Origin of the sequence: Pseudoalteromonas sp. APAL1 (assembly GCF_021532475.1) — a bacterium.
Taxonomy (GTDB): domain Bacteria; phylum Pseudomonadota; class Gammaproteobacteria; order Enterobacterales; family Alteromonadaceae; genus Pseudoalteromonas; species Pseudoalteromonas lipolytica_C.
Genome location: NZ_JAKGAW010000041.1, coordinates 23554 through 37789 on the forward strand (window position 1 = coordinate 23554; position 14236 = coordinate 37789).

The following is a 14236-nucleotide window of genomic DNA, read 5'->3' on the forward strand; positions in this document are numbered from 1 at the left end:
TACTACTCCTTTAAACTGTTTTTACTGCTTAGTCTCGATAAATCTTGGTTAAGTCCTGATAGTGATCGATACGGCGATCACGAAGGTAAGGCCAAATTCGACGAATGTTTTCACTACGCGCTTGGTCTAATTCAACAACCAACAATTGCTCATCACTGTTGTTAGCTTCGGCTAAGATTTCACCTTGAGGGCCCGCGATAAACGAGTTACCCCAGAACTGAATACCTTCACTTTGACCGCTTGGATCACTTTCGTGACCAACACGGTTACAGCTGATCACCGGTACACCGTTGGCAACTGCATGAGCGCGTTGTGAAATAACCCACGCGTCTTTTTGACGTGTTTGTTCGTCTTGTTCATCACGCGGATCCCAGCCGATGGCTGTTGGGTAAATTAAAATTTCAGCACCAGCCATTGCCATTAAGCGTGCCGCCTCTGGGAACCATTGATCCCAACACACTAATACGCCTAATTTGCCGACAGAGGTGTGAATAGGCTCAAAACCTAAATCACCCGGTGTAAAGTAAAACTTCTCGTAAAAACCTGGGTCATCAGGAATATGCATTTTACGGTATTTACCGGCAATGCTGCCGTCAGTTTCAAGTACCACAGCAGTATTGTGATAAAGCCCTGTAGCGCGCTTTTCGAATAATGATGACACGATCACCACATTGAGTTCTTTGGCAAGTGCGCCTAAGGTGTCTGTGCTTGGACCTGGAATTGTTTCTGCTAAATCAAAAACGTCTACATCTTCGGTTTGGCAAAAATATAAACTGCGGTGTAGCTCTTGAAGAACAATAAGCTTAGCGCCTTGGCTTGCTGCATCACGAATACCAGCAATAGATTTTGCCATATTGTCTTGAGCATTATCGGTGTTTGATTGCTGAACAAGAGCAACCTTTAAATGCGTTGGTTTAGTCATTGTTTGTTCCTGCTAAAAAGCCGCGCGGTAATTGCATTGTAATACAGTGAAGGCTGCCAAATTGGTGAATAATTGGCACGCAATTAATACCAACCACAGTATGATCTGGGTATGCTTTGGCAACCTGACCAAGTGCAAGTTGGTCGTTTTCATCACCATAAATTGGTACTAAAACGGTTTTATTGATAATTAAATAATTAGCGTATGTGGCAGGGAGTCTGTCACCATCTTCATTGAACACTGCTTTTGGCCAAGGTAAGGCAATCAGCGTGTAGTTTTCACCTTCTGCTGTTTTAAATGATTGCAGTTGCTTTTCCATTGCATCAAGGGCAGCAAAATGCTCATCATTTTTATCATCACACTGTACATATACAAGGGTGTTGTTTGGTGCAAAACGTACCAGTGTATCAATATGGCTGTCGGTATCATCACCCGCAAGGTAGCCGTGGTCAACCCAAAGGAAAGACGAAGCGCCAAGTTGCTCAACTAGCGTTTTTTCTATATCTGCTTTTGTAAGTGCTGGGTTACGATTTGGGTTTAACAAGCACTCGCTTGTAGTCAGTAGTACGCCGTGCTCGTTGATTTCGACGCCACCGCCTTCAAGAACCAGTTCACTTTGCTGATAACCATTTTTAGGGTTTGCAACTTGCTTTACAAGCACTTGGTTAATTTGGTTATCAAGTTCACTTGCAAATTTATTGCCCCAACCATTAAAAATAAAATCCATTACTTTTAATTCTGTTGCGTCATCAATATTCGCACAGGTTAATGGGCCATGGTCGCGTGCCCAAGTATCGTTACAGGGTGTCACCACAAAGTGAATGCGCTTAGCATCAACATTTGCGGTTTCAAGTAATCCGGCAATATGTGCTTTAAGGGCATTATCATGGGCCACAATCACAACATCTTGTTGCTGGCTTATTGCTTGGCAAAGTGCCACATACACAGGCTCTACAGCCGTTAAATTTGCAGCCCAATCAGTATCTTGGTGTGGCCAAGTAAGCATAACAGCATCTTGCTCAGCCCATTCAGGTAAAAGTCTAAATTTCATGAAGGTAATAAACAAACTAAGGTGGGGCTAGTTTAGCATTTTAGCCATAGATGTCAGCTTTTTGTGCGCGATAAAGCGTGATTTTTAACTGTCTGGCGAATTGTTTTCTTGTTGACGTTTTTTTAGTTGGCGAGTTTGGGCATGTAAGGCTGCTCTTACGACTAAATCTTGGTCAGCATCACGAATCGCCGTAAACAATAAGGTATATTGGTATTTATCATCATCACATTTTTCAATGGCGACTAATTCGGTATAGCAATAAATGGCAGATGCTTCGTGTTGTAAGAATAATTTAGTGCGAAATGTCTGTCCAAGTTCATATACTTCTGATGAGGTTAATTTTACCCCGCCACCGCCGTAGCTATCGCAATAGTTAGCGTCATCTTCTGGCTGTTCAGAGGCTAAAATATGGCTCATAATTAAATCAATTTTACGTGATTGTGCTTGTAAAAATAGTGCTAGTTCTTGTGCAACATCACCTAGGTTTCTAAGCGGGCGTAAGGTTGCTTGCTCAAGCTCATTTACTTCGTTAGCAAGTTTAAATAAAGCGGGGATATCAGCTTCGAGTTCAGCATTGGTTTTTGGCACAGCTTCAGGTTCAACGGCGTATAAATTGACGCGATTGCTCTCGTTGATTTGAAAAAATTGTTCAAATTCGGCTAATTTTTGATTATTCATGCTGCACTCCACACATCTTTCCTTAATACTAGCGCTCGAAGCAGTAAATTGCTAGTAATCAAATAATCAAAAAAAAGGGCAAACTCATTGTTTGCCCTTCATTTTTTACAGGTTACCCTCTTGGGTTTTGACATGTTCTTGCTGGTGATGTTTTGCTATCTCATCAGCAAGCTCTTGTCTTGAGCGTTTTTCAGTTAACTTACGCGCCGTTAACCAATAAAAGAACAGTGGCACAAAGAATACCGCAAGGAATGTTGCAGCCATCATACCGCCCATAACACCCGTACCAACACTATGACGAGCTCCCGCACCTGCACCAGAGCTCAGTACTAACGGCACAACACCTAAAATGAAGGCTAGAGAGGTCATAATAATTGGTCTAAAACGTAAACGTGCAGCTTCAAGTGCAGCAGTACTTGCGCTCCAACCTTGTTGATGTTTCATCAAGGCGTATTCAACGATAAGAATCGCGTTTTTACTGGCAAGACCAAGTAGTGTGACAAGACCAATTTGGAAATACACATCGTTTGTCATACCGACAACCCATACTGCTATAAGCGCACCAAATGTACCAAATGGCAGGGCAAGCATGACTGAAAGCGGCAGTGACCAACGCTCATAAAGAGCTGCTAGAATCAAAAATACCATGATCACAGCAAGACCTAAGGCAATGCCCGTGGTACCTGAACTGCGTTTTTCTTGGAATGCAGAGCCTGTCCATTCGTAGGTCATATTAGGTGGTAGTACTGCTTGTGCAATACGTTCTACCTCAGCAATGGCTTGACCCGAGCTGTAACCCGGTGCTGCATTACCCATTAGTTTAACTGCTGGTAAGTTGTTATAACGGTTAAGGTTTTCAGGGCCACGGCTATACTCGATAGTGGTAAAGGCTGAAAGCGGCACCATAGTACCTTGGTTGTTTTTAACATAGATACGACCAATGTCATCAGGCTTCATTCTAAATTCAGCGTCTGCAGACATCAGTACTTGCCATGCGCGACCAAATTTATTGAAGTCGTTAACGTAATAAGTCCCTAAATTACCAGCAAGGGCAGTGAACGCGTCATCAATTTTGACACCCATGGCACGCGCTTGCTCACGGTCAACATCAACACGTAGCTGTGGTGCATCAGGGCGCCAAAGTGTTTGCAAGCCACTGATGATAGGGCTTTTTTGTGCTTCAGCTGTCATCAACTGCATTGCATGTTGTAGCTTATCTGGGTCGCTATCACCTTTGTTTTGAATGTAGAATTCAAAACCACCAGTGTTACCTAAACCAAAAATAGCAGGAGGGTTAAAGGCAAGCACGAGTGCCTCTTTAATACCCGCTGTTTTCATGAAGAGCTCTTGCACTAGCGCTTTGGTATCAACTTCACGCTCATCCCAGTGCTTTTGCGTCACGAATAAGGTTGCAGCACTGTTTTTGTAACCACCGCCAATAAAGTCAAAACCTGTAAACGCCACTACGTTTTCGTTAGCTGGGTTTGATTGTACGGCTTTGACAACTTGCTGTGTTACTTGCTCGGTGCGCTCAAGCGATGACCCATCTGGTAAGAAGATGGCAGAGATGTAATAACCTTGGTCTTCATCTGGTACAAGTGAACCAGGCGTATTTTGCCAAAGGCCAATTGTAGCAGCAACCATACCCGTCATTAAGATCACACCTAACAGACCACGGCGCACCATAAAACCAACAGCACCTACATAACGGCCAGTGATCTTGGTAAACATGTCGTTAAACCATAAGAAAAAACGGGCGGTTTGTTTGTGTTCTTGTTTTAAAATAAGCACACAAAGAGCTGGCGTCATAGTTAAGGCAACCACACCCGATAAACTTACAGCAATCGAAATAGTAATTGCGAACTGGCGGAATAACTCACCGGTTAAGCCACCTAAAAATGCAATTGGCACAAACACAGAGCAAAGTACTAAAACAATTGCCACCACTGGGCCACTTACTTCGCCCATGGCTTTAACGGCAGCTTCTCGAGCACCTAGGCCTTCTTCGTGCATAATACGTTCAACGTTTTCAAGTACCACGATGGCATCATCAACAACAATACCAATAGAGAGCACCATACCGAATAAGGTGAGTGAGTTAATTGAGTAACCCAGCATATACATGCCAGCAAATGTGCCTAGTAGTGAAACCGGTACTGCAAGAGTCGGAATAAGCGTTGCGCGCCAGTTTTGTAAGAATAAATACACCACTAAGAATACCAATACCATGGCTTCAAGCAGTGTTTTTACTACTTCACGAATTGATACTTCAACAAAGCGGGTTGTGTCGTACGAGGTTAAATGAGCAAGGCCGGTAGGGAACTGGCTTTTCATTTCTTCAATAACACTGTTTACTTCTTCAGCCACGTCAAGGGCGTTGGCACCGGGTTGTAAGAAGATACCTAGCAGTACCGCTTCTTTACCGTTAATCGTCCCTTTGAAGTTATAATCTTTCGAACCGAGCTCAACGCGGGCAACGTCTTTTAAGCGTAAGCTACTGCCGTCAGTATTTGAACGAATAATGATGTTTTCAAACTGCTCAGGCTCAGATAAACGGCCTTGTGCTGTAACACTATAAACCAGTTCTTGAGGAGATTGAGTTGTTGGCGTAGCACCAATTTTACCTGCGGCATATTGCGAGTTTTGTACGCGGATTGCGCCGGCAATTTCTTCAACCGTAACCCCTAATTGACTCATTACATCAGGGCGTAGCCAAATGCGCATAGCATAATCTTTAGCACCAAAAATTTGTACACTCGTTGTACCAGGAATTCGTTTAATACGGTCAAGCACGTTCATAGTGACATAGTTAGATGTCCATAAACTCGAGCGTGTACCATCTGGTGAGTAAAAGGCATGCACTTGTAAAAAGCTAGAAGAGCCTTTTTGAACCACGACACCTTGGCGGCGTGTTTCTTCAGGTAAACGTGCTTCAACCTGTTTTACACGGTTATTTACGTTTACAGCGGCTTGGTCAACATCAGTACCAATTTCAAAAGTAACTTCGATTGTGGTTGAACCAGCACTGGTTGACGTTGATGACATATACATCATGCCTTCAACACCGGTAATGGCATTTTCTATCGGCGTAGCAACGGTTTGTTCGAGTACTCCTGCAGATGCGCCAGGGTAGGCTGCGGTTACTTGTACAACCGGTGGTGCTATTTCAGGGTATTGCGCAACTGGTAAGCTGCGCATCGCAGCAAGGCCCGCAAGCACAATAACAATAGAGATAACAAACGCAAAAATGGGTCTGTCTATAAAGTAACGAGAAAACATAAGACTCCCTGTGCTTATTCTGCGTGGCTTGAGTTAGTGGTTGGTTTGCCAACATTGACTGGCATACCCGGGAAGAAAATACGTGCCATGCCATCAACAATAACTTGGTCGCCTTCTTTTAACCCACTGCGAATCAACCAAAAATTTTGGTATTTCTCGTTTTCTGGTTTTTTGATCCATTCACCTACAGTGACAGGGGCAGGTAACGCAACATCCATACCTTGCTCGTTTTTGCTTACTACATAAACAAATTTACCGGTGCCGTTATCAAGCACGGCACGTTGTGGCACGATGAAAGCGTTTTTGCGAACTGCACCACTTAACTCAACACGAACGAATTGCCCCGGGCGAAGTTGGAAATCAGGGTTAGGGATAATTGCCTGAAACTCACTGGTACCTGTGTTCGGGTTAATACGGACATCAGAGAAATTAACTTCACCGGTTTTGCTGTATAAAGAACCGTCTTGTAATTTGATTTGTGTTTGCCAGTGGCCTTGCTCAGGTAAAGTGAGTGAGCCATTTTTAACATCTTGACGCATTTGTAATTGTTCACGCTCAGATAAGCCAAAACGAATGCGAATCGGGTCAAACTGAGTCATTTGCGTTAATAATAAATCTGGGCCAGAAACATAAGTGCCTTCAGAAACAAACTCACGACCCATTACACCTGCGACAGGGGCTTTAACTTGCGCATATTCAAGATTAAGTTGTGCTTCTTTCAAAGCTACTTTAGCGGCAGCTAAATCTGTTTTTGCAATATCATTGGCTGAACTTGCGTTATCGTAGTCACGCTGCGAAACAGATTTTTCGGCACGTAGCTTTGCTAAACGTTTTACATCACGCTCTGCCTGAATTAAAGCTGCCTTTGCGCCATCAAGTGCTGCTTGAGCGCGGTCAACCGCAAGTTGATAAGGTTCAAGATCAATAGTGAATAATGATTGGCCTTGCTCTACACGTTGGCCCTCTTCAAAGTTACGTGACTCAAGAATACCGGTAACGCGAGCACGAACTTCGACTTCTTTTGAACCAGATAACGTTGCAGGCAACTCGATAGTAAAAGGCACATCTTCAGTTTTCATGGTCATTGTGGCAACCGCAGCAGGGTGCATTTGACCTTGCTGCTCCGGTGCTTTAGAGCAAGCAGATAAAAGTATAGGTGCAGTAACCAATAATAAAGCAGATAAAGATAATTTGGCAGGTGCGAAAGGCAGACGCATGTTTACTCCACAGTCCAATTGTTAAGCAAGTAAGCAAAGAAATGCCATCCAAAACTCAAAGGCAGTCCTATGCAATTTTAAAGTCCGATTAGTTTATACCCAAAATAGCAAAAGGTACACCCTTTAGTTTACTTTTGCTCGGATTATATCGATACAAAAAACTACTTTAATGAGGATTATTAAAACGAGTTAGCAAAGTAAACCAGTAGAAATCATATTTATCTACTTTTGAGGCTTTGTTAGTCAATGTTTATTAGATTTGCTGTGATGGTAAGTTGGTTATACAAATGTACTAAAATCAGCAGGCTTCCTTAAATAAATGTAAGGTATAAATATGATTTTATTTGGGTGTATTAACGTGAGGCACAAAATTTTAACAAATGGCTTGTAATTAAACTGAAATCTCGTACCCTAAAGCAATAAAAATATAATAAATGTGAGTTAAGGATGACAGATAGAACAGGTGTGATCACTGCTTTTACTGAGATATCGAGCAAGCTTAGGCGCTTTGTATCACGTATCGTCAGCCCTGATGATGTAGAAGATATTGTGCAAGAGACGTTTATCAAAAGTTATGAGGCCGATCTTAGACAAAATATCGAGTACACTCATAGTTATATGCTGAAAACGGCAAAACATTTAGCACTAAACCATATTGCTAAATGGGATAATAAATATAAAGAGTCGTTAGATGAGCAACAACAAGTTGAGCATCAAATGCGCTCAATGGCCTTAGAAGATGAAGTGACCTCAAAAGAACGCTTTTTGTTTTTTTGCCGAGTAACTAACGAACTAAGTCCACAAGTAAAAAAATGCTTTATTTTAAAGAAAGTCTACGGCCTAAGCCAAAAGGAAATTGCTGCTAAAATGGAACTCAGCGAAAGCACTGTTGAAAAACACATAGCCAAAGGCTTATTACATGTTCACCGAGCAATGAAATCTCACGACGTTCAAACCCACAGTCACCCTACAACCACAGAGTTCGCTGCTAAAGAGGTGAACAAATGAGTAATGTTCACCCGTTTTCATCAAAAGAAATGATTCAAGAGCAGGCGAGTCAGTGGATAAGCGCCATTGACCGTGGTTTATCAAAAGATGAAGTAAGCCAATTACATATGTGGGCCCATCAAAGTGCTGCACACCAAGAAGCACTTTTTGAGCTTGCAACCTTGTGGGATGAAATGAGTGTACTTAACGAGCTAAGTAGCCTGTTTCCTTACAAAGCACCACAAAAACAGCCCGCAGTATTTGGCATGGCAACAGCCGCCAGCTTTTTAATTGTGATGCTGTTTGGTTGCATTATGTTGATTTATTCTAGTTATTGGCAAAGTGAAGAGAATGATTACGCGAAGTTTAATAAGATTTACCGGACAAAAGTGGGTGAGCAAGCTACATTCGTCTTGCCAGATAGCACGATTGTACAACTTAATACCAATACAAAACTTGAAGTGGCTTATACGGGAACTCGTCGCCAGTTAATTTTAAACCGTGGCGAAGGTCGTTTTAACGTTGCTAAAGATGCAAGCCGTCCATTTACAGTGATCGCGGGTGATAAATCTTTTACTGCACTTGGTACAGTGTTTAATGTTCAGCGAAATACTGCATCAGACTTAGAATTAGTGGTCACTGAAGGCAAAGTAATGATTGCCGATCCAAATACTCATGTTGATGCAAGTGACTTTGACAGATTAAAAAGTGCTTCAGATAACAGCTCTGACATAAAAAAACTAAAAGCGAATGTTGTTATATCTGGTGAAAAAGCGCTGATTAAACACAGTAAAACCGAGCCAATTAAGCAGCTTTCAGCAGATGATGTGCAACGCGACCTTGCATGGCAACATGGAATGCTGATCTTTAGTGGTGAACCATTAAGCGAGGCACTTCAAGAAGTTAGTCGTTATACAGCAACGAGATTTGAGCTTAGCGATCCTGAACTTGCATCTTTGAAGGTAGCTGGTGTGTTTAAAGCTGGCGATATTAAAGGCCTACTTGATTCACTACAGGCAAATTTGTCAGTTAATCATCAACGTTTGGGTGAGCATCGTGTTAGCTTAACGTTCGCTGCAAAAGGTTAGTTCTGCCTATGAGAATACGCCAATATTATGATGTTAATTGTGCGCCACTTTCTCGTCACAAAAAATTAATTAAAAAAAAGTTAAATTTACATAGTGGATTTTTTTCCCTCACCTGTTTGTTTAAGTTGCACAGTAAGCAATTGCAGTTGTTACCAGCCTCATTTGTTGTTTATGGCCTTACCGTCGGCCAAACAGCAATTGCAGCTGAAAAACAAATGCTGCAATTTGACATCAAAGCGCAACGAGCTGATTTGGCTTTAATCGAATTTGCAAAGCAAACCGAACAAACAGTCATTTTTTCTTTCGAATTAGCGAAGCAATATCAGGCACAATCGTTATTTGGTTTTTACACTAAACTCGATGCACTGAATGCGATGCTAGAAGGTACTGAGCTTGATGCGGTTGTTGATCAACAAGGCTTGCTGAGGATAAAACTCAAACAAGTAGATAGGAAAGATAACAACATGATCAAAGTATCAGGGGTCAGCGCTGCAGTCGTGCCATTACTGCTAGCCGCCAATACGCAAGCATTAGCAGAAGATCAAGCAGCAGAACAAAACATCGAAAAAATTGCCGTTGTCGGTAGCCGTGTAGCAGGACGCTCGGTTGAAGATTTACCGGTTCCGGTTGATATTTTAAGTGCCGAAGCACTAGAGAATACAGGCCAAACAGAAGTAGGCCGTATGCTTCAAGCAATCGCTCCATCGTTTAACTTTTCAAGCTCGTCTATCAGTGATGGTACAGATGCACTTCGCCCAGCAACATTGCGTGGCTTAGGACCAGATCAAACCTTAGTGCTTATCAACGGTAAACGCCGCCATCAAGCGAGCCTTATCCACATCAATACGTCAGTAGGTCGTGGTACGGCTGGTACTGACATGAACGCTATCCCTGCTGCTGCAATCAAACGTATCGAAGTATTACGTGATGGTGCTGCTGCACAATATGGTTCAGATGCGATTGCAGGTGTTATCAATATCGTATTAAAAGACGCCGAAGAAGGCGGTAAAGCCGCTATCAACTACGGTGAGTATTCAGAAGGCGATGGTGAAACGGTTACTGTTGATTTCAACAAAGGCTTTGCTTTAGGTGATGAAGGTTATCTTAACACCACAATTAATTACCGTGACCGTGCGCCAACTAACCGTGCAGGCCTTCATGGCTCATGTCAATTTTACGGCTGTACAGAACTTGATGACGGTACGCTATTAGCTGGCGATCCGCGTGAGTTAACAGCACCTCGTGATACATTTAGAATCGGTGATGCAGATTCACAGCAATTTGCTTTAACGATTAATACTGGCTACGAATTAGCTGGTGGTGAATTATATGGCTTTATCACCTATTCAAATCGTGAAAACGAATCAGCAGCGTTTTTCCGTCATAACGCAAATGCAAATGGTAACCCAGTATTACAAGATGGTGATGCAACCATTCCTATGGGTTTCTTACCTAAGATTAATACCATCATTGATGACGTGTCTTACAACGTGGGCTTTAAAAAGTCGTTTGATAATGATTCAAGCATTGATTTATCTTACACCTACGGTGAAAACAGCATTGATTACACAACAAGCGACACAATCAATGGCTCATACGCAAACTACCTTCGTTATAACCAAGGTTTAAGCGCTGATGAAATTCGTGCCACTATCCCGCGTTCAGCGTATGCATATGGCCTTGAATTATCGCTTCAAACACTCAACCTTGATTACACTAAAGACTACGACAATTTTTCATTAGCACTGGGTGCTGAGCTACGTACTGATGAGTTCCGCATTCTTGAAGGTAGTGAATACGCATACCGTGATTACGACACAGTTGATGGCGTTAGCATTTACTCTGGCTTAAATGGCGGTGTTGGTAGTGTTGATGCAGCAAGTGGTACGCAAGGTTTTGGTGGCTCAGATCCGGCATCATCAGTTGATGAGTCGCGCGATGTGATCTCATTCTACATGGATGCAGAAACCTATGTAATCGATGATGTCATCATCTCAGGTGCGGTACGTTACGATAACTACAAAGGCTTTGGCGATACAGTTAACTTTAAGCTAGCGGGTAACTGGTCAATTACTGAAGATGTGTCTTTACGTGGTGCACTAAGCACAGGTTTTAGAGCGCCTTCAATGCAACAACTTTACTTTAACAACGTAAGTACACAGTTTGTTGTGGGTGATGATGGCAGCTTAGTCGCTGAGCAAGTAGGTACGTTCAGAAACGACAGTACCTTAGCGCAATCAATTGGTATTCCTAAGCTAAAAGAAGAGAAATCACAAAACCGCAGTTTAGGTATTGTGTATAACGTTACCGACAATATCAATTTAACCATTGACTACTACTCGATTGATATCGACGACCGTATCGTTATTTCTAACCGTTTAGGTAAAGGTTTATCAGATACGCTAGATGCTGCACTTGAAAGCTCAGGCGCAGGTGCGGGTCAGTTCTTCTTAAATGGTGCAGACACAGAAACAGAAGGTGTTGATTTAGTTGCTACATGGAACACAGAAGGCCTTGGCGGTACGCTTGATTTCACCTTTGCTGCTAACTTCACTAAAACAGATGTGGTTGATTTATTTACGCCATCAGGCAGTGGCCTTGAGACTATTCCGGTAGAAGATGTGTTTTCTGCGCAAGAAACCTCAATTATTGAAGAATGGCAACCAGAAGACCGCATTAACTTAAGTGCGCTTTACCGTTTAGAAGATTGGACTGTAAACCTATCACTAAACCGTTACGGCGAATACACAGTTGAAGACGGTGGTCGTCAAACATATGGTGCTGAAATCTTGACTGATGTAAAAGTTAACTACTTCTTTAACGAAAATCTGTCATTTAACATTGGTGCAAATAACTTATTTGATGTTTACCCAGATAAGAACACCATTGGTAATTCACGCTCGGGTACGATTGTTGATGCAAGCGGCAACACAATTGTTTCAAGCCCAGGTGTATTCACTTACTCACGTCGTTCAGCACCATTTGGTTTTAACGGTGCGTACTATTACGTAGGTGCAGAGTACAAGTTCTAAACTCCCTTTAGATTCTTTTATTATTTAACTTTGCAAAGGGCCGTTAGGCCCTTTTTTAGTTATAAAGACGTACTTATAGAGATTGGCACATCTTGATATTGTTTTATTTTATCAAGCAAGGTGACTAAGGTTTTGTGGCTGCTTTGCTCACTTGCTGTTACTTGCACATTGGTCATTTCAAACTGTGCGGCAAATAACGCAAGGTTAGCGATTATCTGCTCTGGTGTGATAAGCCGGTTTGCAAAATAAATACTGTCGTTTTCAGTGATAGTAAATTGCGCTTGTTTTTTAGGGTTTTCAAGGCTTGGTTTTGCTAAAGGGCGATTTACTTCAATAGCGCGCTCTTTAACAAATGAGGTTGTGACCATAAAGAATATCAGCAAGATAAACACAATATCGAGCATAGGAGTCATATCTACATCAGCGTTTGCAGTGGTTTTTTTATGTTGTTTCACCATAATTAGGTCCTTGTTGTTTTTGACCAAGCCACAAAATTTACGATTAAGTGACTAGCCATAGTCGTGATTAATACCACGGATTATTTTTAAAATGCTGGGCGCCACAGCAGTTTTTAGGATCCTAAATTTAAAGTTAGCAGCTTTTAAAAAAATGGTAGTTAAATAAATATTCTAAGTTTATTAAATGTTTGTAGCGTTTTTGTTGGTAAAAATATTTATTAGCTTTGATGAAATCATTTTGAGGTTTGTCTGGTCATTTTTGTTGGAACTAAGTTTAAAGGATGGATAAATGCTAAAAATTAAGTCTTTAGTTTGTGCTATGTGCCTTGTATTACCAACAGCAAGTTTTGCTGAGGAGCCAATAAATGGGCAAGATTTCATAAATTTATTTGAGAAGCTGTCAGGTAAGCAGCCCGGTATCAGAAAAGGTCACGCCAAAGGGGTGTGCGCTGTCGGCACATTTACACCTAATCAAGCAGCAAAGCAGTATTCAATTAGCCCTTTATTTAACGCACCGTCAAAAGCAAATATTCGCTTTTCTATGGGCGGTGGTAACCCTCATGCTGATGAAACATCACGCTCGCCGCGTGGAATGGGGGTGCAGTTTGTGCTAGAAAATGGTGATGTGCATAATATTGCAGGGCTTACTACGCCAGTATTTGCAGGTAACAGCCCAGAAGCTTTTTTTGGCTTGCTTAGTACCTTAGTACCTGACGAAAAAACAGGTCAAATCGATTTTGCTAAAGTAAAAGCATACAGAGAGCAAAACCCGAGTACCTTAGGGCAATTTAATTGGCTACAAAGCCATAACCCGCCAGCATCGTATGTGTCTTCGCGTTATTTTGGTGTGCATACCTTTTACATGGTTGATGAAAAGGGCGCTAAACATGCCTTTAGATGGACCATGGTGCCAGAAGAGCCAGAACAGGTGCTAACAGAAGAGCAAATGAAAACCTTCCCTAAGTCATTTCTGGCTAAGCGACTGGAACAAGATTTAGCGAAAGGAAAGGTTCATTATCGTTTTCAAGCAGAGTTAGCCGAGCAGGGTGATGTGTTAACTGACCCTTCAGTTCGTTGGCCCGCTGATCGCAAAACAATTAATTTAGGAAAGCTCACAATAGAATCGACAGGTGAGTCAGGCTGCGACCTCACAAATTATGACCCAAACCTGTTGTCTAAAGGCTTTTTACCAAGCGATGACAAAGTACTTAAATTACGCTCAACAGCTTATGCAATTTCATTTGCAAAGCGTTTAACGGGACAATAAGTCTTAAGTATCTGTCAGGTTTGATTAAAAGGAATTAATAAACCTGAGGTGTGTATAAGTGAGAAGCAGACTGTCGGAAAAAATCGTTTTTGGACAGAAATAATTTAGAGTCGACTAGCGGCTATATGCCCAGACTGTGTGAAAACTCTGATCACCTTTTGGTCTAAGTATGTTCTGCTTATGATCTATTAATCTATACATTTAGTTCACTTAATATACTGATATTTATATAATTAGACTATTGATTCAGTTGAGGG

General features: G+C 41.9%; 10 protein-coding genes. 4 read left to right on the plus strand and 6 right to left on the minus strand.

Features of this window, described 5'->3' with window-relative positions; genetic code table 11:
• Window positions 1-28 precede the first annotated feature (28 nt).
• From L1264_RS16885 to L1264_RS16905, 5 genes are all read right to left on the minus strand, one after another.
• Complete coding sequence (locus L1264_RS16885; protein ID WP_235404267.1) at window positions 29-922, minus strand: carbon-nitrogen hydrolase; 894 nt, start codon at window positions 920-922, stop codon at window positions 29-31.
• Window positions 915-1973, minus strand: a complete 1059-nt coding sequence (locus tag L1264_RS16890) for an agmatine deiminase family protein (protein ID WP_199526594.1) — start codon at window positions 1971-1973, stop codon at window positions 915-917. Before L1264_RS16890 ends, L1264_RS16885 begins: the two co-directional genes overlap by 8 nt.
• A gap of 84 nt (window positions 1974-2057) precedes the next feature.
• Window positions 2058-2651, minus strand: coding sequence for a PilZ domain-containing protein (locus L1264_RS16895; protein ID WP_199526593.1), 594 nt, complete (start codon window positions 2649-2651; stop codon window positions 2058-2060).
• A gap of 105 nt (window positions 2652-2756) precedes the next feature.
• Window positions 2757-5930 carry an efflux RND transporter permease subunit gene (locus tag L1264_RS16900; RefSeq protein ID WP_135924305.1) on the minus strand — a complete coding sequence of 1058 codons (3174 nt, stop codon included), beginning with the start codon at window positions 5928-5930 and terminating at the stop codon, window positions 2757-2759.
• 14 nt (window positions 5931-5944) lie between these two features.
• The gene (locus L1264_RS16905) at window positions 5945-7147 is read right to left on the minus strand and encodes an efflux RND transporter periplasmic adaptor subunit (RefSeq protein WP_199526592.1); all 1203 of its coding nucleotides are present in this window, start codon (window positions 7145-7147) and stop codon (window positions 5945-5947) included.
• Window positions 7148-7594: 447 nt separating this feature from the next.
• Here L1264_RS16905 and L1264_RS16910 point away from each other — a divergent pair, with 447 nt between their 5' ends.
• The 3 genes from L1264_RS16910 (at window position 7595) to L1264_RS16920 (ending at window position 12254) form a co-directional block, all read left to right on the plus strand.
• Window positions 7595-8155 (plus strand): RNA polymerase sigma factor, encoded by a 561-nt coding sequence (locus tag L1264_RS16910; RefSeq protein WP_135924307.1) that lies wholly within the window; start codon window positions 7595-7597, stop codon window positions 8153-8155.
• Window positions 8152-9222, plus strand: a complete 1071-nt coding sequence (locus L1264_RS16915; RefSeq protein WP_135924308.1) for a FecR family protein — start codon at window positions 8152-8154, stop codon at window positions 9220-9222. The genes L1264_RS16910 and L1264_RS16915 overlap by 4 nt, the downstream gene beginning before the upstream one ends.
• 215 nt (window positions 9223-9437) lie before the next feature.
• The gene (locus L1264_RS16920) at window positions 9438-12254 is read left to right on the plus strand and encodes a TonB-dependent receptor plug domain-containing protein (protein ID WP_135926272.1); all 2817 of its coding nucleotides are present in this window, start codon (window positions 9438-9440) and stop codon (window positions 12252-12254) included.
• Window positions 12255-12313: 59 nt separating this feature from the next.
• On the opposite strand, the gene L1264_RS16925 is transcribed toward L1264_RS16920, so the two are convergent.
• A complete protein-coding gene (locus L1264_RS16925; RefSeq protein ID WP_199526591.1) occupies window positions 12314-12712 on the minus strand; it encodes an ExbD/TolR family protein in 399 nt (132 codons plus the stop codon).
• Window positions 12713-13001: 289 nt separating this feature from the next.
• Between L1264_RS16925 and L1264_RS16930 the strand changes: the two genes are divergently transcribed.
• Entirely contained in the window at window positions 13002-13979 is a 978-nt protein-coding gene (locus L1264_RS16930; RefSeq protein ID WP_235404269.1) for a catalase family peroxidase, read from the plus strand.
• The last annotated feature ends 257 nt before the right edge of the window (window positions 13980-14236 follow it).